General features: G+C 47.8%; 19 protein-coding genes. 9 read left to right on the top strand and 10 right to left on the bottom strand.

The annotated features are described in order from the left end of the window. Positions 1-3 precede the first annotated feature (3 nt). Complete coding sequence (yjgA, locus tag AAX10_RS09455) at positions 4-510, top strand: ribosome biogenesis factor YjgA (protein WP_046700467.1); 507 nt, start codon at positions 4-6, stop codon at positions 508-510. Positions 511-819: 309 nt separating this feature from the next. Here yjgA and AAX10_RS09450 read toward each other — a convergent pair whose 3' ends face one another. After that, complete coding sequence (locus tag AAX10_RS09450) at positions 820-1,416, bottom strand: thiol:disulfide interchange protein DsbA/DsbL (protein WP_420812473.1); 597 nt, start codon at positions 1,414-1,416, stop codon at positions 820-822. A gap of 406 nt (positions 1,417-1,822) precedes the next feature. On the opposite strand from AAX10_RS09450, the gene ubiG reads away from it, so the two are divergent. The 5 genes from ubiG to AAX10_RS09425 all read left to right on the top strand — a co-directional run bounded on the left by ubiG (position 1,823) and on the right by AAX10_RS09425 (position 6,748). Next, entirely contained in the window at positions 1,823-2,584 is a 762-nt protein-coding gene (gene ubiG, locus AAX10_RS09445) for a bifunctional 2-polyprenyl-6-hydroxyphenol methylase/3-demethylubiquinol 3-O-methyltransferase UbiG (protein WP_046700465.1), read from the top strand. After that, positions 2,581-3,261 carry an HAD family hydrolase gene (locus AAX10_RS09440; protein ID WP_046700464.1) on the top strand — a complete coding sequence of 227 codons (681 nt, stop codon included), beginning with the start codon at positions 2,581-2,583 and terminating at the stop codon, positions 3,259-3,261. Before ubiG ends, AAX10_RS09440 begins: the two co-directional genes overlap by 4 nt. Positions 3,262-3,395: 134 nt before the next feature. Continuing rightward, positions 3,396-4,169, top strand: a complete 774-nt coding sequence (locus tag AAX10_RS09435; protein ID WP_046700463.1) for a YciK family oxidoreductase — start codon at positions 3,396-3,398, stop codon at positions 4,167-4,169. Positions 4,170-4,305: 136 nt separating this feature from the next. Then, positions 4,306-5,631, top strand: coding sequence for a polyamine export protein PaeA (gene paeA, locus AAX10_RS09430; RefSeq protein WP_046700462.1), 1,326 nt, complete (start codon positions 4,306-4,308; stop codon positions 5,629-5,631). Positions 5,632-5,770: 139 nt separating this feature from the next. After that, positions 5,771-6,748, top strand: a complete 978-nt coding sequence (locus tag AAX10_RS09425; protein WP_046700461.1) for a S66 family peptidase — start codon at positions 5,771-5,773, stop codon at positions 6,746-6,748. 7 nt (positions 6,749-6,755) lie between these two features. Here the strand turns inward: AAX10_RS09425 and AAX10_RS09420 are convergent, their stop codons facing one another. From AAX10_RS09420 to AAX10_RS09410, 3 genes are read right to left on the bottom strand one after another with little or no spacing between them, the layout of a single operon-like run. After that, positions 6,756-7,772, bottom strand: coding sequence for a CobW family GTP-binding protein (locus AAX10_RS09420; RefSeq protein ID WP_046700460.1), 1,017 nt, complete (start codon positions 7,770-7,772; stop codon positions 6,756-6,758). Positions 7,773-7,774: 2 nt separating this feature from the next. Continuing rightward, entirely contained in the window at positions 7,775-8,926 is a 1,152-nt protein-coding gene (locus tag AAX10_RS09415) for a DUF1615 family protein (RefSeq protein ID WP_046700459.1), read from the bottom strand. 2 nt (positions 8,927-8,928) lie between these two features. Further along, complete coding sequence (locus AAX10_RS09410; protein ID WP_046700458.1) at positions 8,929-9,855, bottom strand: acyl-CoA thioesterase; 927 nt, start codon at positions 9,853-9,855, stop codon at positions 8,929-8,931. A gap of 279 nt (positions 9,856-10,134) precedes the next feature. On the opposite strand from AAX10_RS09410, the gene plsB reads away from it, so the two are divergent. Continuing rightward, positions 10,135-12,762 (top strand): glycerol-3-phosphate 1-O-acyltransferase PlsB, encoded by a 2,628-nt coding sequence (gene plsB / locus AAX10_RS09405; RefSeq protein WP_080947161.1) that lies wholly within the window; start codon positions 10,135-10,137, stop codon positions 12,760-12,762. A 99-nt stretch (positions 12,763-12,861) separates the two neighbouring features. Here plsB and pdxH read toward each other — a convergent pair whose 3' ends face one another. From pdxH to AAX10_RS09390, 3 genes are read right to left on the bottom strand one after another with little or no spacing between them, the layout of a single operon-like run. Then, on the bottom strand, positions 12,862-13,494 hold the full coding sequence (pdxH, locus tag AAX10_RS09400) for a pyridoxamine 5'-phosphate oxidase (protein ID WP_036366982.1): 633 nt from the start codon (positions 13,492-13,494) through the stop codon (positions 12,862-12,864). An 8-nt stretch (positions 13,495-13,502) separates the two neighbouring features. Further along, positions 13,503-13,733: a YheV family putative metal-binding protein gene (locus AAX10_RS09395; protein WP_046697275.1), complete on the bottom strand. Its 231-nt coding sequence runs from the start codon at positions 13,731-13,733 to the stop codon at positions 13,503-13,505. Continuing rightward, complete coding sequence (locus AAX10_RS09390; RefSeq protein ID WP_046700457.1) at positions 13,733-15,838, bottom strand: M3 family metallopeptidase; 2,106 nt, start codon at positions 15,836-15,838, stop codon at positions 13,733-13,735. Before AAX10_RS09390 ends, AAX10_RS09395 begins: the two co-directional genes overlap by 1 nt. 281 nt (positions 15,839-16,119) lie before the next feature. Here AAX10_RS09390 and AAX10_RS09385 point away from each other — a divergent pair, with 281 nt between their 5' ends. Then, positions 16,120-17,244 (top strand): AOC03_06830 family ribosome hibernation factor, encoded by a 1,125-nt coding sequence (locus AAX10_RS09385; protein WP_226997772.1) that lies wholly within the window; start codon positions 16,120-16,122, stop codon positions 17,242-17,244. A 106-nt stretch (positions 17,245-17,350) separates the two neighbouring features. Further along, on the top strand, positions 17,351-18,094 hold the full coding sequence (locus AAX10_RS09380; RefSeq protein WP_046698761.1) for an endonuclease/exonuclease/phosphatase family protein: 744 nt from the start codon (positions 17,351-17,353) through the stop codon (positions 18,092-18,094). Between the two features lie 38 nt (positions 18,095-18,132). Here the strand turns inward: AAX10_RS09380 and glmS are convergent, their stop codons facing one another. The 3 genes from glmS to ntrB form a co-directional block, all read right to left on the bottom strand. Next, a complete protein-coding gene (gene glmS / locus AAX10_RS09375; protein ID WP_046700455.1) occupies positions 18,133-19,977 on the bottom strand; it encodes a glutamine--fructose-6-phosphate transaminase (isomerizing) in 1,845 nt (614 codons plus the stop codon). Between the two features lie 184 nt (positions 19,978-20,161). After that, positions 20,162-21,034 (bottom strand): ABC transporter ATP-binding protein, encoded by an 873-nt coding sequence (locus AAX10_RS09370; RefSeq protein WP_036366997.1) that lies wholly within the window; start codon positions 21,032-21,034, stop codon positions 20,162-20,164. Beyond that, positions 21,024-21,911 (bottom strand): nitrate ABC transporter permease, encoded by an 888-nt coding sequence (gene ntrB / locus AAX10_RS09365; protein ID WP_046700454.1) that lies wholly within the window; start codon positions 21,909-21,911, stop codon positions 21,024-21,026. Before ntrB ends, AAX10_RS09370 begins: the two co-directional genes overlap by 11 nt. Positions 21,912-21,923 lie beyond the last annotated feature (12 nt).

Genomic DNA, 21,923 nt, shown 5'->3' with positions numbered 1-21,923 from the left:
GTTATGAATATTGACTGGTCAAAACAAGACATGCGAGTCTCTCGCACCGAAATCAAAAAATCACACGAGCGCTTACAGGCGCTGGCTACGCCACTGGCAAATTTATCAAAAAAACAACTTGCTACTTTGCCAGTCAGTGATTATTTCTTAGATGAATTAAAACATTTATCAGACATCACCAGCGCGGCGGCGAAGAACCGCCAGATCAAGCGTGTGGGCAAGCTTATCATCGAAGAAGATCGTCAGAGTCTGACGCGCGCGCTGTTTGAGATTAAGTTCACCAAAGAGCAGATAACCAAAATCGAAACATGGCTAAGCCGCTTGCAGTTGCATGATGAAAGCACGATCAAGCAATTCGTGAAGCAGTTCAATGCCAGTGAATTTAACAGTGTGTATCAGCTGCTGCTGTGGATTGCCTATGCTGAGCATCTACAGGATGATGAGCTGCTGGAGGAGAGCTTGGCGGACTTTGAAAGCTATGTTAGAGAAGTAGCGATCTTATCCACCTGATGATTAATCGGATAAATTCCAAAAAGCAAAAGCCACATGATTGCTCATGTGGCTTTTTTGGTGTTCCTTGCTTTAAGTGCGAGCACTTAATCCATGCGTTTCATCCATAGTGACAGCATTCATCCATGTTGGCAATTCCATTTGCAGTATCCTTGCTGCTTGGGTGTATTATGCCAAATCAGCCCTACCGCAGCAATTAGCCAATATCGTCAATGTTTGTAAGCAATCTCTTACATGGGCTGCTTGCGCTTTGATAAAAAAATCCGCACACTGTGGTGCGGATTTTTAAGATAATAATCTTATCTTTGCTTATTTCTTTTCGTCGCGGACTTTATTAACTAGGAAGTCAACAACTTGCGTGGCTCTCTCACCATCGCCTGACACCACATAAGTGCCGTGAACCACGATGGCAGGAACGCCTGTCAACTGATAACGAGCCGCACCTTGCTTGGCGCGTTCGATCTTGGTGCTGACTGAGAATGAGTTATAGAAGCTGTTGAATTTGGCTTTGTCAGCGCCTTGAGATGCGTACCAATCAGCCAAGTTGTTTTGATTGGCGATGATGTTACGCTTGCCATCTTTGTGAACAGCATCAAAAAGAGCTTGGTGGGTTTTGTTCTCAAGACCCATCTGCTGTGCAGCATAGAAGCCACGTGCAGGCACTTCCCATACAGGGTTCATGGCCGCAGGCGTGCGGAAAAACGCCACGTCTTCGGCGCGAGTTTTTGCCCATTTTTGCATGTGTGGCTCTAGGTTGTAGCAATGTGGGCAGCCATACCAGAAGAATTCACGCACCACAATCACATCGCCTGCGATATTTTCTGGGTTTGCAACTTTTTGGTAATCGCGACCTTCTACGAAATCAGCGGCAAAAGCGCTGCTGGCAAGACCGATGGCAGCTGCCATGGCGGTGAATGTTAGGGTGTATTTCATGACGAAATCCTTATAAAACACATCAACAAGCAGCGAGTCGTGCTTGCTTTTTCGTACTATTGATTAAAATGAATGCTAAATTTGGCTAATTCTACCAAAAACGAGCCATGATTTAAACGTTTAAATAAAAATATGCCATAGTTTAGCCTATTTTTTGGCAGAAATGGTAACAGATTTATTAAGCTTGCCTTGCAAAGTGTTTTGATTTTGCACAAACCTTTGTAAATCGATCCATAACCTTAAAAATTGCGTAAAACTTAGCGATACAAGGTGTTCATTGTATCAAAATCAGCTGCTTATGTTCGTGGTTGTATAGCAAATTTGGCGTGAAAGTGATAAGATAGCAAGTAATTTTTGATGACAAAATAAGCGAAAAATTATGCAAACAACCACCCAAAATGCGAACGTCGATTACGATGAAATTGGTAAATTTACCACCTTGGCGAATGAGTGGTGGGACAGAAATGGCGCATTTAAATCACTGCATGACATTAATCCGTTACGCCTAAATTGGATCGAAGACCGCGTGCATGAGTGCTATGGTTCGCCTTTGATGGGTAAGAGCATCCTAGATGTTGGCTGTGGCGGTGGTATTTTATCGCATTCGATGGCGGTGCGTGGCGCGAATGTGCTTGGCGTGGATCTGGGCAATGAGAATCTACAGGCGGCGAGCATCCACGCTGATAAGACGGGCATGAGTGAGACCTTGTCATTTCGCTGTGTGGCGATCGAAGAATTGGCAAAAGAGCAGTCAGAGACCTATGATGTCGTCACGTGCATGGAGATGCTAGAGCACGTTCCTGATCCATCGGCGATTATTGAAGCGTGTTTCAAATTATTAAAGCCAGGCGGAGTGTTTGTAACCTCGACCATCAACCGTAATCCTAAGTCATACCTATTTGCCATCGTGGGCGCAGAGTATGTACTGCGCCTGGTAGATAAAGGCACGCATGATTATAACAAGTTCATCACACCTGCCGAGCTTGATCAGATGGCAATTCGTGCAGGCTTTGAGCGTCAAGACATGACAGGCTTGCATTATAATCCGATTACCAAGCATTTTTGGTTGTCGAATCGCAATGTTGATGTCAATTACATGATGTCGTTCACTAAGGCAGCAGCTGACAAGGTGGCACAATGAGCGCATTAAAGGCGGTTTTGTTTGATCTAGATGGCACGCTCATTGATACCGCGCCTGATTTTATTCGCATCATCAAGGACATGTGCGCCAAGCACAACCACCCTTGTCCAGGCGACATGGCCATCCGTGAGCAGGTATCGGCAGGTGCACGTGCGATGGTGCGACTGATGTTTGGCGATGAGTTGGGCAAGGTGGCAGATACCGATCCTAAGCTGCTTGGTTACCGTCAAGAATTCTTGGATCTATACGAGCAGGACATCTGTGTTGATAGCCGACTGTTCGATGGGTTTGACGAGATGTTAAAATCTTTTGAAGATGCGGGGATTTGTTGGGGTATTGTTACCAATAAGCCGCGTTATTTGGCAGAGCAACTGCTGGATAAATTAGACCTTGCTGATCGCTGTTCGGTATTAGTATGCCCTGATGATGTGACAAACACCAAGCCTGACCCTGAGCCGATGTATCTGGCATGTGATCAGCTTGGCATCACCCCAAAAGACGCCATTTATGTGGGCGATCACCTCCGAGACATACAGGCAGGGCGCGCGTCGGGTATGCAGACGGTGGCGGCGGCATTTGGCTATATCGTCCCTAAGGAAGATCCCAGCGAATGGGATGCGGATTTTGTGGTGGCGACACCCGATGATTTGGCGGTGCTACTGAATAGACTGGTGTGACGGCTAGGATTGCATCATAAATTAAGCTTGTCATTGCTAACGGGGTGGGCATTTGGAGATTGTATAAAAACACCTAATGAGTCGTCGCCCAAATTTATTACTAATAAATCAAGATAAAACAACACGGAATACACATGCAAAGTGCACAAATTAACCATGAAGAGATTTTAAATTTCACGCCAAAAGCGGACAGCCTGCAAGATAAAATCATCCTAGTAACCGGCGCAGGCGACGGCATTGGCAAGGTCGCCGCCTTAACTTATGCCAAATGCGGGGCGACGGTATTATTATTAGGTAAGACCCAAGCTAAGCTTGAGGCGGTGTACGATGAGATCGAGGGCCTAGGCTTGCCAACCCCTGCCATCTTGCCGATGGATCTGGAGAAAGCAACTTTTGCCCAGATGAATGAGCTTGCCACGCTTATTGAGAAGGAATTTGGTCGCTTGGATGGGGTGCTGCATAACGCGGCAATTCTTGGGGCGCTGACGCCTTTGGAGATGTATGACCCGATCACCTTTGAGCAGGTGATGCACATTAACACCACAGCTGTATTCATGCTGACTCAAGCCTTGCTACCGTTATTAAAAACCGCTCAAAGCGGCTCGGTGGTATTCACAAGTTCAGGCGTGGCACAAGTGCGAGCATTTTGGGGGGCGTACGCGTTATCAAAACAAGCCATCGAAGGCATGAGCGAGATTTTCACCCAAGAGACACAGCGTCTGACTGCACTACGCTTCAACTGCATCAACCCTGGCGCGACCCGCACCAACATGCGCGCCCACGCATTCCCAGGCGAAGATCCATATACGCTAAAGACACCTGAAGACATCATGCCGGCCTATGTCTATCTGATGACAGATGAGGCAAGTGGCATCAAAGGGCAAGTGGTACACTGTCAGCTCAAATAAACCCAAAGGCGGCGTGAATGCCGTCTTTTTAGTGCTTTTGGCTAAGGCCGAATGAAAACAGGGCTGTACTTGAATTTTGTACGCACACCCGATAAAATTTATCACATATTTTTAAATTTCAATGATTGGAATTGCCGTGGAGTTATTACAACATCTTTTGATGATTTTGGTCTTGATTTTGGTATCAAGCTTTTTCTCAATTTCTGAGATTGCCTTGGCAGGGGCAAGAAAAATCAAATTAAAGCTCATCTCCGAAAGTGGCGATAATCGCGCTGATAAGATCATGCATCTACAAGAAAACTCTGCCGACTTTTTTGCCACAAGCCAAATCGGACTAAATGCGGTCGCCATCCTTGGCGGTTCGGTGGGTGAAGGGGCGCTTCGTCCTTATTTTGCCGAGCTGATTGGACATTTTTATCAAGGTCAATGGACGGAGAGCATCGCTTTTTTTACCAGTTTTACAGTAGTGACACTGGTCTTTATTCTATATGCTGACTTAATCCCCAAGCGCATCGCGATGATTAACCCTGAAAAGGTCGCCCTAGCGGTCATTAATCCGATGCTGGTGGTGATTAAGGTGGTCAAACCCTTGGTTTGGATCATTAACGGCATTGCCAATGTGACCTTTCGCCTATTCAAGATTAACACTGTGCGAGAAGAGAGTATTACCTTTGATGACGTCTCTGCCATCATGGACGCAGGCGCAGAAGCGGGCGTGGTACTACAACAAGAGCAGCATTTTATTGAAAATGTGTTTGAGCTAGAAGAGCGTACCGTGCCGTCATCGATGACCGTGCGTGAAGACGTGGTGTATTTTACCTTGGGGGAATCTGAAGATTCCATCCGCCAAAAAATCGCCGAGTATCCTTATTCGAAGTTCTTGGTGTGTAGCGAGACCATCGATCAAGTGATTGGTTATGTTGATACCAAGGATATTTTGGTGAGATTTTTGAATAATCAGTCTTTTGTTCAGTTAAATGAATCTACCATTCGTAACGTGCTGATTATCCCTGATACGCTGACCCTTTCTGAGCTTTTGGATAAATTTCGTGCCAGTAAAGAAAAATTCGCGGTCGTCATCAACGAGTATGCGTGGGTGGTCGGGGTCATCACATTGTCCGACATCATGATGACGGTCATGGGGGACTGGGGGTCGCCCATCGAAGAAGAACAGCAGATCATCCGCCGTGATGAGAATTCTTGGCTCATCGATGGTAGTACGCCCATTGATGATGTCAAGCATGCCCTCGATGTGGGGGAATTTAAAGATTGGGATCATTATGAGACGCTGGCGGGCTTTATCATGTATCGCTTGCGTAAGATTCCGCGCCCTGCTGACTTCGTCGTGCATGAAAATCTTAAATTTGAAGTGGTGGACATTGATCATTATAAGATTGACCAAGTACTCGTGACTCGTCTGCCAAGTAATACCGAAGAAGTGGCGGATAGAGACTGGATGTAGGGTAATAATGTATTTTAAAGATGTTTAAAAAATATTAGGGCGGAATAATTCGCCCTTTTTTATGGGGCAAATGAACAGCTTGACCATAGGCACAATAATGCTATAATCCCAAAATCCTATCTCAATATTAAGGACAATTATGAACATTTTTGCCCCGCCAAAATTACGCCAAGGCGATCACATTCGCATCATCAGCCCGTCAAGCTCTGTGGCACGTATTGGCGGATTTCATGCCAATTTATCCGCCAAAGTCCGCCTTGAGCGCATGGGCTACACCGTGTCATTTTCGGATAATTATCTTGCCAATGATGAATTTGGCTCAGCAAGCATTGCCGAGCGTGTGGACGATTTGCACAAGGCATTTGCCGACCCAAGTGTCAAGGCGATTTTGGCGACCATTGGCGGATTTAATAGCAATGAATTGTTGCCTTATTTGGATTATGAGTTTATCAAAGCCAATCCAAAAATCATCTGTGGCTATTCTGACACAACTGCCGTTTTGACCGCCATTTTTGCCAAGACAGGCATGATAACCTATATGGGAGCAAGCTATTCGTCCTTTAAGATGGATGAGTTGCAAGACTATCAGTCCGCCATGTGGACACAAGCCTTGACCCAAAGCCAATACGAGCTCATCCCTAGTGATAAATGGTCGTCTGATTTGTGGTTTTTGCCTGACTGCACCCGTCAATTTTTTGACACCCGTTGGCAAGTTTATACAGAAGGGCAGGCGAGCGGTCGGCTGATTGGCGGTAATTTATCCACGTTTTGTCTGCTAAACGGCACGCCTTACGCCCCAAAGGTGGATACGCTTGGCGATTATGTCATTATGTTAGAAATGGCGGAGGGCTATGATATCATGGATTTTGCACGGCAACTGACTGCCGTTTTGCAAACCTACCCAGACCCCAAGGCGGTACTGTTTGGGCGTGTACCGACAGATGTGGGTATGACTGATGGGCTGTTGCGAGCGATTTTTGATAAGCACCCCATTTTGGGGCGTGTGCCCGTGATGTATGACATGGATTTTGCCCACACGCAGCCGTTATTTACGGTGGGCATTGGCTCAAACGTGATGGTGGATACGCAGCAAAAATTGATTAAGGTGTTCGAGTGATCTAATATCACTCACCTATCAAAAATCCCATAAGCTCACCATCTAGTCCATTCCAATCCATCTTTTGGTGTAGGATAAACTCTAGACGGCTGTCTTCCTGTGCGTCGCTGTCTTGGATGCTGATGCTCTCTTGGGTGATGTTTAGGCTAATCCAACCATCTTGGGTGTGAATGATGCCTTTGATACGAGCATAATGAGGGAGGTTTAGTAGCCATTTTTGTAGTTCATGACCATTGAATCGCCATTCTTTTGGTAGTCGCCATCCGCCCACGTAAAAGCTTGCCATCTTATCATGATAGCGATAGGGCAGCTCGGTGCTGTCTGTGTCGTTGGTTGTGTTCGTGTTTGTGGTTGCGGGCTTGACAGCCAAAGGGTTTAATGCAACTTTGATAGGCTGCAGTTTGGGCGTTGGCATTTTGCCAAGTAATGCCATAAGCTCATCGGCAGAAGTGGTGTTCATGTCAATGATCTGCACATCAGGGTGAATGCTACCGATCCAATCATTCAGCGCCTGATATTGATCAGTGCTAAGCGTCTCGGTGCGGTTGATGACGACGATGTCTGAGAATTTGACGTGCACTTGATAGCCATCGTGATTGCGATAATGCTCTTCTTGCCATTGGGCGGCGTTTAGGACGCAAATGGTGGCGCGTAAGTCAAGACTGGTCTGCCAATGCGGTGCGCTCAGCTGACTTAATAGCTCATCAGGATGGGCAAGACCCGTAGGCTCGATGATCAGATGACTGGGCTTATGATCAAAGAGCAAGCGAACCAAGGCGATCTGTAGCGGTAGCTGACTGGTACAGCAGATGCATCCGCCGCTCACTTCTTTGATCGCAACATCATTATCGGTAAAAAGCTTGCCATCAATGCCAATCTTACCAAACTCATTCACCAAGATCGCCCATTTGTCCGCCATGTTCAAGGCGTTTTTGTGAGCCAGCAAGACATTAATAAACGTGGTCTTGCCCGCGCCCAGAAAGCCTGTGATGATCGTGGTTGGTGTGCGTGCGACGACGGTCATGGTTAGATCTTGATCTTATGCTGTTTGGCGGTCGCCATGCACGTCTGATAGCGCTTATCGACTCGGGTGGCGAACCAGTTGGTATTATAATCTCGGCTTAGCTTCGGTCCTGAGATGACGACTTGTGGCATGATGGCGTAGCTTGGGTCGCGCCCGTATTTTTTCTTGAACATCTCACTGATCGCGCGGTAGCTTTGAGTGTCTTCAAAGCTTTTGGTTTTTTCTTTTTTTAGGTCGCTGCGGATTTGGCGTTCACTAATGGGTGTCGGTGCTGCTGCCAAAAGCTTGATGAGTACGGTTTCGGTTTGGCTTTTTTTGCTCAGTGGGCTACTGCCATCATAGAGCAAAAGATCGCCATCGATGTCGATTTTTTGTTTACTTAGGCTGCTGATGCGCTGCTGAAAGGCGGCATTACGACTTGAATACATGCCAGAATTGTAATCGGCGAATCGATACAGTGGCTTATCATAATCGGCCTTATACACCATGAGGCGATGAATGCCATAGTACAGACCGCCGTACTGGCCATACAGATCAGCACGTAGGGTGCGATCGCTCATGTTGCTGCGGCGATGCGCACGCGCGTAGTCGATGTGAACCTGCATCGACCCCAGTGTGGTGATGGGGTTGATGCGCTCATCGATGCCTTCGCCAGTCAACTTGGTGATGTGGGCAAGCCCTGAGACTTTATAAGTGTTGGCAAAGTAATCAAAGATTTTTTGATACAGTTCGTCCAGTTCGCGCTCGGTTTTTACTTGCTTAATTTGCTTGATAAAGCTGTCATCTTTGGTCGGCTTGGTTTCAAGCATCGTAAGAAAGGTCTTGGCAAGTGTCTTGCCGAATTTGGCTTCTAGTTTCTCATCGATCGCCTTTAGTGAGGCGTTGCCTAGGTTTGGTACGCGCGGATCAGCATCAAAATTAGATTCTTGGTCGATGACGGCAATCGCAGTGCAGATGTTCTGAGTGTTCTTGGGGATCTTTAGTTCATCGAAGATCTTAGCAATGTCGGCCGCCCACGAGGCTCGTCCATCGACGCGCTTAGGGATGAGTTTGGTGATTTGCTTATCGGTGAGTGACTTGGTCTGCGTGGTGTCAGCAGTATCACAGGCGCACAGCAATGCAGCGCCAATCACAACAAGAGCGCGCTTTGACATGACTATGCCTTTGTATCTAGATGCAGGCGCATCAGACCTTCTTGTTGGGTGGTGGCGACGAGTTTACCATCTTGCCAAAATTGACCATGGTTAAGACCCTTGGCGTGGCTCGTCGTATCGCTCCACATGTCATATAAGATCCATTCGTTGATGTCAAATGGGCGATGAAAATGCATGGAATGGTCGATGCTGGCGACCTGCAGACCGCGACTAAGGTAGCTAAGCCCATGACTCATCAGACCTGTGCCCACCAAATAAAAATCCGACGCGAAAGCAAGTAGCGCTTGATGCACCGCTACAGGCTGCTCACCCAACTCGCTGATGCGTAGCCAGTTGGCTTGACGTGGGCGCGTGGGCTTAGGTGCGATGGGGTCGCGAGGATCAATGGGCTTGATCTCAACATGGCGTTTTCGCATGAATCGTGCTTTTAGGGCTTCTGGGACGTTGCCGACATAGGATGATTTTAGCTCTTGTTCATTTAATAGCGAGTCGGGCTCTGGATATTCAGGCATCGGTTCTTGGTATTCAAGCCCGCCTTCCATGGGCGAGAATGATGCTATCATCGAGAAGATTACCTGTTCATTCAGCTCGCCGGCATCATTTGGCACATACTGAACCGCGATGACTTCACGTGCCGACAGGCTTCTACCATCACGCAGGCGGCGCACTTGATAAGTCACCGGCAAACGAACATCACCACCGCGCAAAAAATACCCATGCAAAGAATGACAAGGCTTGTCGTACTCTAAGGTCAATGCCCCCGCCATGAGCGCCTGCGCCAATACTTGCCCTCCAAAAATCCTAGGACCAACATAATCAAAGCTGGGCGCAACGAATACGTCAGGCGCGGTTTGTTTTAGGGCGATGGTTTTTAATAAATCAGCGACCAAGTCTTTTGGGTCATCACTTTTTGCAAAAATATGAGTCATGGCGTGCGGCTATTTCGTGATTAAAATTATATATCTATAAATTGAATTGATATTCATCAAAAGGTTTATTATCTATCTGCATCAGTCGATTGTCAATATTTGTCACAGTGATTATGCATGGCGCTTGTGACGCATTGGTATGAATTTTATGTATTTAATCATCGCGGCCATCGTCAGGCTTGATGACTGGTGCGAGAACTTTTTTCGCCCAAATCATTCCCTAATCACAAAAAAATGGTAAAATGACTGCCATATACGACAAACTATTATCATTATTTTATGTTAAAACTCCCTAATAAGTTAAGCCAGTTGTTCGGTAAAGGCGACAAGTTAAAAAAGAACGTGCTCATCACGCACGAATCGCATGATCGGGGCAACCATGATGATCAAGAGGTGAAAGCAAAACCGCGCCATCCGATCGCATCGCCCAATCCTTATCGCCGTGTGTCTGCCAAGGGCTTGTCACTGGCAGTAAAGCCTACTGTCATCGGCGAAGCACCCATCATCGATAACGAGAATCCAACTTTCTATGTGATTCGAGATTATTCACGTTCGAACAGTTTGCTTGTGGGCATGATGACAGATGAACTGGATTTGCCGTCAGCGCTGGCCGAGATTCATTCGCGCGGACTTGATGAGTCATCTGCGATGGTGTTCTTGCATGGGCGCAATAAAGAACGCGAGAGCGTGTCGCCACGTCTTGAGCGGCTGGTCAAGGCGTGCCTTGATAATCCTGAGCTGGATGTGAATCTGGTGCCTGTAACGATTCTATGGGGGCGCGCTCCTGACAAAGAAGAATCGATGTTTCGCCTGTTGATGGCGGATGAATGGAGCTCACCGAGCATCCCTAAGCAGCTATTTAACATTGGCGTGATGGGGCGTGATACCTTTGTTCGATTCTCTGAAGCCAAATCCTTACAAAAACTCATCACGGATGCCAAAGCAGGCGTTGGCGATGACTTGTCACGCACGATTAATCTAAGACTAAAAGGATTCTTGGATAAGCAGCGCACTAGCATCGTCGGGCCTGACTTATCAGATAGGCGCAATGTGGCAGGTGAGATCCTGTCATCGCCAGTGGTGCAAGCCGTCATCGAAAAAGAAGCTGCCGAATCAGGCAAATCCATCAATGCGGTCAAAAAAGAAGCATCGGGATACCTAAGCGAGATCGTCAGTGATTATTCGCATTCGGTGCTTAGGTTCTTTGATCATTTCTTGACGTGGCTGTGGACACGACTGTATGACGGGGTTGAAGTGCGTAATTTTGAGCGTGTGCGACAGCTTGCCCCTGATCATCAGATCGTCTATGTGCCTTGTCATCGTAGCCACATGGATTATCTGCTGCTGTCCTATGTGATCTATAAGCGAGGTCTTCGCATTCCGCACATTGCAGCTGGCGAGAACTTGAATATTCCTGTATTGGGCGAGCTGCTGCGTAACGGCGGGGCATTCTTCATGCGTCGTAGCTTTAAGGGTAATGCGCTGTACAGTACGGTATTTAAAGAATATGTGCACAGTCTGATGCAGCGTGCGGCTCCGATGGAATATTTCATTGAGGGTGGTCGTTCGCGTTCGGGTCGTCTATTACCGCCGAAGCTTGGCATGCTTGCCATGACGGTGGGCAGTCACCTGCGTGAACCTGCCAAGCCTGTCGTCTTTATTCCAACCTACATCAGTTATGAGCGCATCATGGAGGGGGCGACTTATGTCGGTGAGCTTAAAGGCAAGCCAAAAGAATCTGAGAACTGGCTAGGGCTACTAAAAACCGCACGTAAGATCGAGCGTATCTTTGGCACGGTGCATTTGTCATTTGGCGAGCCTTTGCATTTGAATGATTTTATGGAGAAATTCTTGGTATCTGCCAAAGACAACAGCGAAGAGAACACCAAGAACACGCACGCAATGGTGCAGAACTTAGGCGTCAAAGTCCTGCAAAACATCAATAAATCTGCGGTCGTAAATCCTGTATCGCTCATTGCATTGGCGCTGCTATCTACACCTAAGTCGGCGCTTGATGAAGATCAGTGCATCGAGCAGATCGCCCTGTATCAGCGCATCGCTCGTGCGCTGCCGTACGATGAAGACACGCACATCACCGATCTGCCGCCGAGTGAGATTCTGGCTTATGGCGAGAAGCTAAAACTCATCGAGCGTACGCCGCATGTGCTTGGCGACATGATTCGTGTGGCGGACAAGCAAGCACCGCTGTTAAGCTATTTTAGAAATAACATCTTGCACGTGTTCATCATGGCGAGTTTCTTGGCGGCTCTGGTGCAGCGCAATGGACGCATTTATCGTGAGAAGCTTGATGCCATCACCACATTGATGTATCCGTTTTTGCAGGCGGAATTATTCTTAAAAACTGCATTAAAACGCATTGAGAATCTAACCGATGAGACGTTAAGTGTACTCATCGCTGAGGGCTTGATCGTAGATCTAGGTGATGGCGTGCTTGGCGTACCAGAGACTAATTCGCCAAGTTATCAACAGCTGTTGGTGTTGGCAAGTCCTGCCCAACAGAGTCTTGAGCGTTATTTCATGGCATTGGCGTTATTGTCCGAGCAGGGCAGCGGTCGCCTAACCACAGAGCAAGTGGTTAATCTGTGCCACGTGCTTGGTCAGCGCATCTCGGTGCTGTATGCCGATGACTTGCCTGACATGTTTGATAAGGCGTTATTTACAAGCTTTATCGACACATTAAAGCGCTTAGATTATGTCAAAACGGACGAATCCGGCGTGCTGATTTTTGATGAGCGTATCGATAAAATCGCCCAAAATGCCAAATTCGTGCTCAATCCTGACATGATGCAGCTGCTACGTCATACTGCAAGCCTTGACAATGCTGAGATTGAGACCGCCATTAATGAGATGAATAATAAGCGCATCTTCGGTAAATCCAAGCGATAAAAGCGAAGGCATTGTCTGTACGTCCTTGATGATGGATGATGTCATAAAAACAAAAAAGAGCAGGCTTTTTGGTCTGCTCTTTTTTGATGGATGGACTAACTAGGGGGCAAGGCGTTCTTTTACCCAAGCATCGTCATCTAAGCGATAGCGAATGCGATCGTGTAGGCGTGATGGGCGACCTTGCCAAAATTCAATCGCATCAGCACGCACCAAATACCCACCCCAATGTGGTGGACGTGGCACGTGTAGGGGATGTTTGACCCCAAATAAAGCCGCGCGTTTGACGATGACTGACTTATCTAAGATGACTTGGCTTTGCTCGCTTGCCCATGCGCCAATACGACTGGTGTAAGGGCGGCTGTCAAAATATTCGTCAGAGGCTGTCTCATTTAGGTATTCCACCATGCCCTCGATGCGCACCTGACGTTCAAGCTCAGGCCAAAAAAAGGTGATGCTGATGAATGGGTTGGTGGACAGCGCCTTGCCTTTGCGGCTGTGATAATTACTAAAAAACACAAAGCCATCATCGTTGACTTCTTTTAGTAGTACCATGCGACTACTGGGGCGACCATTTTCATCGACGGTGGCGATGTTCATGGCGGTCGGTTCGTTCACTTGGGCGGTGATGGCATCGTTCAGCCACGCCTGAAACTGCATCAATGGGTCGGCATGGCAGTGCGATTCGCTCAGTTCTTGCTTGCTGTAGTCTTCTCTGATGTCGTGCAGATTCATGATAATCCTTATTTAAATTTAACCACGCCTACGCCATCGTGACCATCTTGTTCACGCATGGCGGCTGTTTCATCAATGGTGGGGCGACGTTCGCTGTGGTCGCAGGCGGTGCACTCGATCCATTCGTCAAACTCAGGCTCGAACACCTGTATCTGAACGATGGCATCCATGGTGCGGCATTTTGGGCAAGCCACACCTGCGAGGAATTGGCGTTTTGGGCGGGTTGATTGGTAACGCATCACGCCACCTCAAAGCCGCTATGGCGTAGCAGCGCATCGATCTTCGCCTCACGCCCTGCAAAGGCGGTGAAGTTCTCTTTGGCGGTGCGTGAGCCACCCATCGCCAGAATGCTATCATAAAATGCCTTGCCAATCACAGGGTTGATAACGCCTGTATCGCCGGCATGATCTTCAAACACACCAAAGGCATCTGCCGACAGCAGTTCCGCCCATTTATAAGAATAGTAGCCTGCTGCATAGCCGCCAGCAAAGATATGGCTAAAGCTGTTTGCAAAGCGGTTATTGCTTGGCGGCATGATGACAGCCACTTCATCGCGAACCTGATTCAATGTGGTCACGATCGCTGCATAGTCTGTCAAATTACCCGCATGCATGCGCAAATCGAACAGGCCAAATTCAATTTGGCGCAGTGTTTGTAATCCAGATTGGAAATTTTTGGCGGCAAGCATTGCATTTAGCTTGTCATCAGGCAGTGGATCGCCTGTCTCAACATGGCAGCTGATTTTGGCGATGCCTGCCTTATCCCAAGCGAAGTTCTCCATGAATTGACTGGGTAGTTCGACGGCATCCCACTCTACACCGCTGATGCCCGACACATCGGCGATGTTGACACGAGTCAGTAGATGATGCAGTGCATGGCCAAATTCATGGAATAAAGTCAGCACTTCATCATGGGTCAGTAGGCTTGACTTACCATCCACCGCAGGCGAGAAATTTCCCACCACAAAGCACACAGGCAGAGTCTGGCTGCCGTCTAGTCTTTCGTGTTTGACCTGAAAGTCTGACAGCCATGCACCGCCAGATTTGCCCGCGCGTGCGTATAGATCAATGTACGCGCCACCGATCAAGCCGTCTTTGCCATGCACTTCATAGAACTGCGCATCCTTATGCCAGACAGGCGCATCTTTGGCAATAAAGCGCACACCAAACAGCTCATGAATTATGTCAAACATGCCATCTAGCACCACAGGCACAGGGAAATAAGGGCGAATCGCTTCGCTGTCTAGGCTGTATTTGGCGTTTTGGAGTTTCTCGCTGATGAACGGCACGTCCCAAGGCTGCACGTCTTCGATGCCGAGTGTCTTGGCGCACTCTTGCACTTGTGCCAAGTCTTTTTGGGCAAATGGTCGCGCCTTATTAGCCAAATCCAACAAAAAGCGTTCGATCTCATCATGGCTGTCTGCCATCTTGGTGGCAAGGGATAGCTGGGTGTAATCTTTAAAGCCTAGCAAATTGGCTTTTTGTGTGCGTAATGCCAAAATGCGCGTCATGATGTCGCTGTTGTCAAATTTGCTAGGTTTGTCGTCTTTTTGACCTTCGAATGTCGATTCTGCGGATGCGCGGGTGTTGTAGGCGTGATATAGAGTCTCGCGCAGGTTGCGATCGGTGGCGTACTGCATGACAGCCAGATACATGGGGATGTCTAGGGTCGCGACATAGTCGGTGGGCAGGGTTGCATTGGGGTGCTTGGCTTTATGGTTGTCGCCTGCCGCCTTTAGTAGGGCAAGACCGCTTGGGGTGATGCCGTCTAACTGCTCTTGGGTTAAAGGCAAGGCAAACGCGCCTGTGGCATCCAAGACATTATCCGAGAACTGAGCGGACAGCAGCGACAGCTCGCTTTGAATTTTGGCGAATTGGTCTTTTTTATCATCAGGCAGGCTAACTCCAGACAGATCAAAACTCTGTAGTGCTAAGAAAGTTGCGCGCACACGGGCAAAGTCATCGCTGTCTTTTAGGTCGTTTTGTAGGGTCTTGTACAGATAATATAGGGCTTTTGATTGACCAACTCTTACGCCAAATTCACTCAATCTTGGCAGAATTTCATGATGTGCATGGCGAATCTCTTCGTTATTCATCACGCTATTTAGGTGAGATAGCACCCCAAAAGGCCGATGAATGGCATGGCTTAGGGTGTCAAATTGATCAATGATGGCAAGCGGTTCGCCATCCATGTCCATCTTGCCGGCTTCTAAGTCATCCAAAAAAGCATGGGCAGCGTCTAAGGCGTCGTGGGTTGCTTGGGTGAGGGCTTGTGGGGTGGTTTTATTAAAATCCACCAAATGTAAGCGCTCGTCAAAATCTGCGCTATTAAAATTAATGCTCATGGGTGTTCTCGCTTTTTTTTGCTGTTGTCAAAATTATAAGGGCGGACAAGGGCTTTTGCAATGTTAGCATGCCAAAAAGCAAGGCTGATTACAAAATTTAAGATGGCTAAAATTTGTTCACAAAAGATAACTATTGTAAAAAATCTGTCATAAATCTTTGCATAGAACCACTATAACATTATGGGAATAGCTGTTATATTGAGTTTTAAGTAGTGGGGAATTTGACTACTTTGGCAGGCGAGAAGCCTGATAAATAATGCACTATAAGAAGGAAACCTATCATGTCCTTATCAATGAAATCTACCCTAAAACAGCTTCGTGGCGTGACCGCAGATCCTGCGCTTTCTGTCATTGTAAAGACACATCGCACCCACCCTGAGAACGAACAAGACCCTATCGCCCTAAAAAATGGACTGTCTGAGGCGGCAGAGCGTCTAACCAACGAGTATGATAAGCGCACCAGCGATGCGGTTTTGGGTAAAGTGGAAGAGGCGCTAACAGATTACGACCATAATTATAATCTAGACAGCTTAGCGATTTTTGCGACGGCGGATGAGGCTAAGGTACTGCGCTTGCCAGTTGATGCCACACCTCGCGTGGTTGTTGATAAGAAATTCGCCACACGCGACTTTGTGCGTGACTTGGCGCACTCAGTGCATTACTATGCGCTCGTAGTGACTCGCACACATGCCAGACTGATTGAGGCAGTGAATAACCGTGTCGTGCGTGAGTTTGATGATACAACACCAGAGCAAACCGACATGCAGAATCTGACGTTCCCAATCGATAATACTTCGCTCTACACCACCAGTGGTGCGGATCGCTCCGCAGCATCGAATGAGGATAATTATCTAAAAGAATTCCTAAATCGTGTTGATAAAAGCGTCCAAGAATTGATTGGTAAGTCTCAGGACAATGTATCGCTATTCGTTGTTGGCGATGCGCGTAATATCAGCTTCTATAAAGACGTATGCGACCGCCCTGACATCATCGCAGGTTCAGCGGATAACGTCACTGACCTAGAAGATGGCTCGGCTCAGCACATTATTGACAGCCTGAACGAATCAGTCGAATCTTATCGCGCTTCTCGCCATGAATCTAGCCTAGGCGAGATGGAAGCTGCCCGCGGCAACAATCTGCTACGCACCGATTTGCAAGCGATCTACCAAGCGGCTTTCCAGGGCATCGGCGAGCGTCTATATGTACGTATCGGCTACATTCAGCCTGCGGTGGTTGATGAGGCGAACCAGAGCATCACGCTAAGTGATGATGCAGCTGCTGACGGTGTCACCGATGATGTGGTGGGCGAGATCATTGAGCTGGTCAGCGCACATGGCGGTGAAGTGGTGTTCTTACCAAAAGAGATCATCGCAGATACTGACATCGCACTGGTGACGCGTTACTAAACCAAAGAGCTGGCAATGACTAAGGTTTAACAAGCCCAGATAAAAATTGCCAAACTCACAAACCATGCTAAAATGACGCAATATTGATTGCGTCATTTTTAATTATATGAATCTGATTACCGTTATTAGTTATAATATCCACAAAGGCATGTCGCCGATGAATCGTCTGGTCAAGCTAAATGGCATGGCGAACGCGCTCGCCTCCATTGACCCTGATGTACTGTGCTTGCAAGAAGTCCAAGGACAGAACTTAAAACGCGCTATGTCATTTAATGAATACCCCAAGCAGTCTCAGCACGAATGGTTTGGTGAATATTTAGCTCTAAAAGACAGCTATGGCAAGAATGTGGAATATGAGCATGGGCATCATGGCAATGCAGTGCTGTCTCGTCACCCACTCGACCCTAAGCATAATGTAAATATCACAGTTAGCCGTCTTGAGAAGCGTGGCGTACTGCACTGTGAGATCCATCCTGAGGGCTGGGAGAGACCTGTGGTGGTGTTGTGCGCGCATCTAAATCTATTGCACCGTGATCGCATCAAGCAATATCAGGCGATCATTGATTATATCGATGGCGTGATTGGTAAGGATGTGCCGTTAATCTTGGCTGGTGATTTTAACGATTGGAGTAAAAAATCCACTCAAGTGTTGGAATCGCTTGGCATGACTGAGGTTTTTCATCATTTGCACGGGATGTATCCTGCCACTTATCCTGCCAAGCTACCAGTACTGAGCCTAGACAGAATCTATGTGCGTAATTTACAAATCCACCGCGCAACTGTTCATGCAGGCATACCGTGGTCGAATCTGTCCGACCATTTGCCAATCAGTGCAGTACTGTCTCTTTAAATTAAAAACCGCTCAAAAATTTGAGCGGTTTTTGTGGTTTATTCGACTGTGACCGATTTTGCAAGGTTTCTTGGCTTATCCACGTCTGTGCCGCGCACCAGTGCGACATGATAGGATAGTAGTTGAACTGCGATGGTGTGCACGATCGGAGATAGCACGCCCACATGGCGCGGGGTGCGAATGACGCGTACATCATCAGTCTCGGTGAAGTCGCTGTCAAGGTCAGTCAAGACGAACAATTCGCCACCACGTGCGCCGACTTCTTGCATATTGGCTTTGACCTTGTCAAGCAGCTTGTCATTGGGGGCGATGACCACCACAGGCATATTTTCATCAACCAGCGCCAATGGTCCATGCTTAAGCTCGCCCGCAGGATAAGCCTCGGCATGAATGTAGGTTAGCTCTTTTAGCTTGAGAGCACCTTCTAGGGCAATCGGATAATGAACGCCGCGACCTAAGAACAGAGCAGATGGCTTGGTGGCGAATTTTTGTGCCCATGCTGATAACTGAGGTTCTAGGTTAATGGCATGCTGAATACTGCCTGGCAGCAGGCGTAGCTCTTCAGAGAATTTCATAACGTCAGCTTCGCTAATGTGACCGCGAAGCTTGCCCAATGTCACAGCCAGGCCGAATAATATCACAAGCTGCGTGGTGAATGCCTTGGTGCTTGCCACGCCAATCTCCGCACCAGCACGAGTATAGATGGCAAGAGAGCTGTTACGTGGTAAGGCAGATTCTAGGACGTTGCAGATGGATAGACTGTGTACATGACCTTGAGCTTGAGCGTATTTCAACGCCTCCATCGTATCGAGTGTCTCGCCTGATTGACTGATGGTAATGATCAGCTCCTTGGGGTCGGCGATGACGTCACGATAGCGATATTCACTGGCGATCTCAACATCACAGCGGATCTTGGCGATCGATTCTAACCAGTATTTACCTGTCAGAGCGGCATAGTAAGATGTGCCACACGCCAGAATCTTAATGCTGTTGATTTCGTTGAAGATGGCAGGTGCATTCTCGCCGAAGTTCTCAGGAATAAAGCCGCCATCTAAGAAGATCTCTGCGGTGTCAGCGACAGCTTTTGGTTGCTCGTTGATTTCTTTTTGCATGAAGTGACTGTATGGACCAAGCTCAAGGCTTGCTAAAGATAGCTGAGAGGTCTTAACTTGGCGTTCAGGCGTGTTGCCATTTTTATCTAGTAGGGTGTCAACGCCATCTGCGGTTAAGATTGCAATGTCGCCATCTTCTAGGTAGGTGACTTGACGAGTAAATGACACTACCGCTGATACATCAGATGCAATGAACACTTCGCCTTCACCAAAGCCAATCAACAGAGGACAGCCCATGCGTGCCACAACCATCTTAGTGGGATCGTCTGGAGTGATGACGGCGATGGCGTACGCCCCGTGAAAACGCGAGCAAGCGGTCTGTACAGCGCGGTAGAGATTGCCATCATTTTGGGTGTATTCGTGATGAATGCTGTGAGCGATGACCTCGGTGTCAGTCTGTGATTCAAATTCAAAGCCCAAAGCCTCTAGGCGCACGCGCTCCGCTTCAAAGTTCTCAATGATGCCATTATGTACCACAGCAATCGTGCCGCCTGAGATGTGCGGATGCGCATTAGGCTCAGTTACGCCACCATGCGTGGCCCAGCGCGTGTGACCGATGCCGATATGACCGAATAATCTTTTGGCTTTGGCAGCCTCCTCCATGAGTGCCACACGACCCACGCGGCGCACGCGTTTGATTTTATTCTCTTCTTCGCTAAATACAGCGATGCCAGACGAGTCATAGCCACGATATTCTAGGCGTTTTAGACCGTCGGTCAAAAAATCCACCACATTAGCTTGGCTACGAATAGCCCCAACGATACCGCACATATATTGTTCCTTAGTATCAAAAAATCTATAAAAATGGCAAAATTACCCTAACAAAACCAATATCACGGATGCTTTTTATTGGCGCTAATATTATAGTGGATTTTGGGATGGGGTGGAAATGATTGCCATCAAATATTACAAAAATAAAACACCGCCAATTGACGGTGTTTTAAGACAATTAAAATTATAATAAATCCCAGTTGTCTCTGGCAGGATACACCACTTTTGGGGCGGTGAATTCTTCTTGTTGGGCTTGGAGCTTCTTGCTGCGATTCACCAAAAAATCAAGCAAGTGATTGCGGATGCGATAATAGCCTTGGTCGTGGTGGATGTGTTCACGAGTGCGCGGATGCGGCAGGGTATTGACCACGATTTCTGCCAGTTTTGCTTGTGGGCCGTTACTCATTAAGAAAATGCGGTCGGCAAGCAAAATCGCCTCATCGATGTCATGGGTGATCATGAATACCGTCTGCTGGGTTTTCTCGATGATGCTCACCAGTTCATCTTGGATATTGCCGCGCGTTAGGGCATCAAGCGCCCCAAATGGCTCATCCATCAGCAGCATCTTAGGCTCGGTGGCGAAGGCGCGCGCGATACCGACGCGTTGCTTCATGCCGCCTGACAGCTCTGATGGCATCTTGTGCATGGCGTTTTCTAGTCCCACCAAAGACAAGTAGTGGCGGATTTTTTGTTCTTTTTCGCTCTTTGAGATGCCTTTGTAGCGCGCATCAATGGCAAAGCCAATATTATCGGCAACTGTCAGCCACGGCAGTAGAGCGTGCGACTGAAACACTACGCCGCGCTCAAGGCTGGGTCCGACCACCTCGACACCCTCCATTAGGATTTGACCGCCTGTTTGATGTTCAAGTCCTGCTAAGGCATTTAAGATGGTGGATTTACCGCAGCCAGAGTGTCCGATGAGACAGATGAATTCGTTCTTCTTGATGTCGAAATTGACCTTTTCAAAGACATTCGGCGCATCTTTAGCGTAGCGTTTAGAAAGATTTTGTACACTGATTAACACGTTGTCAGTCGTGTTGTTAACATCATTCGACATAGCTTACCTTTTTTTGTAATAATGCAAATAACCAATCGAGCACCATGCCGACCACGCCAATGAGCAGCACGGCAAAGATGACATTCACGATGGATAAGTTGTTCCATTGGTTCCATACAAAATAACCAATGCCTGTACCGCCTACGAGCATTTCAGCAGCAACAATCACAAGCCATGCAATGCCCATAGAGATGCGCATGCCGGTGACGATGGTGGGTGCAGCAGCAGGTAGGACGATTTTTTTGGCGGTGGTGAGTGGATCAACTTCAAGCGTCTTGGCGACGTTCAGCCATTCTCGGCGAACACTTGCCACGCCAAAGGCGGTATTGGTCAGCATCGGCCATACCGAACAAATAAAAATCACAAAAATGCTTGATAGATTTGAGTCTTTGATCGTATAAAGGGCGATCGGCATCCACGCTAGGGGCGAGATGGGCTTTAACAGCTGCACAAAAGGCGAGATGGCTTTATCTAGAACCTTACTCATGCCAAGCACATAACCCAGTGGAATGGCAACCAATGCGGCCAATAAGAACCCCAGCAGTACCCTGCCAATTGAATAACCAAGCTGAATGCCGATGCCTTTGTCGTTCAAGCCTTTGTCATAAAATGGATCAGACAGATGCTCAATTGCAGTGGCAGCGAAGCGTTTTGGGCTGGGAAATTCGCTCTCGGTACTGGCGACGACGGCACCTGCGGGTGTGTGCTCAGGAATGTTGCCCATCAGCACTTCGTATTCTAAGGCGATCGGGTCGGTGGGTGCGGTGACTTGTGTGGGCAGAGTCGCCGCCTGCCAGATACCAAGCATGGCGAGCACGATAAAGGCGGTGATGAGATACGCCTTGGTTTGGGTGGTTAATTTATTAAATAAACTCATTGTTTTTACTTA

Source organism: Moraxella bovoculi, assembly GCF_000988745.2.
GTDB lineage: Bacteria > Pseudomonadota > Gammaproteobacteria > Pseudomonadales > Moraxellaceae > Moraxella > Moraxella bovoculi.
Note: the sequence above shows the minus strand (reverse complement) of the source record. Positions and strands in the feature narration are given on the sequence as shown.

Coding starts and splice junctions, on each gene's coding strand:
- AAX10_RS09420 (WP_046700460.1), bottom strand. CDS start 7,772: ATGACCGTCGTCGCACGCACACCAACCACGATCATCACAGGCTTTCTG.
- yjgA (WP_046700467.1), top strand. CDS start 4: ATGAATATTGACTGGTCAAAACAAGACATGCGAGTCTCTCGCACCGAA.
- AAX10_RS09380 (WP_046698761.1), top strand. CDS start 17,351: ATGAATCTGATTACCGTTATTAGTTATAATATCCACAAAGGCATGTCG.
- glmS (WP_046700455.1), bottom strand. CDS start 19,977: ATGTGCGGTATCGTTGGGGCTATTCGTAGCCAAGCTAATGTGGTGGAT.
- ubiG (WP_046700465.1), top strand. CDS start 1,823: ATGCAAACAACCACCCAAAATGCGAACGTCGATTACGATGAAATTGGT.
- ntrB (WP_046700454.1), bottom strand. CDS start 21,911: ATGAGTTTATTTAATAAATTAACCACCCAAACCAAGGCGTATCTCATC.
- AAX10_RS09415 (WP_046700459.1), bottom strand. CDS start 8,926: ATGTCAAAGCGCGCTCTTGTTGTGATTGGCGCTGCATTGCTGTGCGCC.
- AAX10_RS09385 (WP_226997772.1), top strand. CDS start 16,120: ATGTCCTTATCAATGAAATCTACCCTAAAACAGCTTCGTGGCGTGACC.
- AAX10_RS09395 (WP_046697275.1), bottom strand. CDS start 13,733: ATGCGTTACCAATCAACCCGCCCAAAACGCCAATTCCTCGCAGGTGTG.
- AAX10_RS09425 (WP_046700461.1), top strand. CDS start 5,771: ATGAACATTTTTGCCCCGCCAAAATTACGCCAAGGCGATCACATTCGC.
- AAX10_RS09450 (WP_420812473.1), bottom strand. CDS start 1,416: ATGGCAGCTGCCATCGGTCTTGCCAGCAGCGCTTTTGCCGCTGATTTC.
- AAX10_RS09370 (WP_036366997.1), bottom strand. CDS start 21,034: ATGTCGAATGATGTTAACAACACGACTGACAACGTGTTAATCAGTGTA.
- AAX10_RS09440 (WP_046700464.1), top strand. CDS start 2,581: ATGAGCGCATTAAAGGCGGTTTTGTTTGATCTAGATGGCACGCTCATT.
- plsB (WP_080947161.1), top strand. CDS start 10,135: ATGTTAAAACTCCCTAATAAGTTAAGCCAGTTGTTCGGTAAAGGCGAC.
- AAX10_RS09410 (WP_046700458.1), bottom strand. CDS start 9,855: ATGACTCATATTTTTGCAAAAAGTGATGACCCAAAAGACTTGGTCGCT.
- pdxH (WP_036366982.1), bottom strand. CDS start 13,494: ATGAATCTGCACGACATCAGAGAAGACTACAGCAAGCAAGAACTGAGC.
- AAX10_RS09435 (WP_046700463.1), top strand. CDS start 3,396: ATGCAAAGTGCACAAATTAACCATGAAGAGATTTTAAATTTCACGCCA.
- AAX10_RS09390 (WP_046700457.1), bottom strand. CDS start 15,838: ATGAGCATTAATTTTAATAGCGCAGATTTTGACGAGCGCTTACATTTG.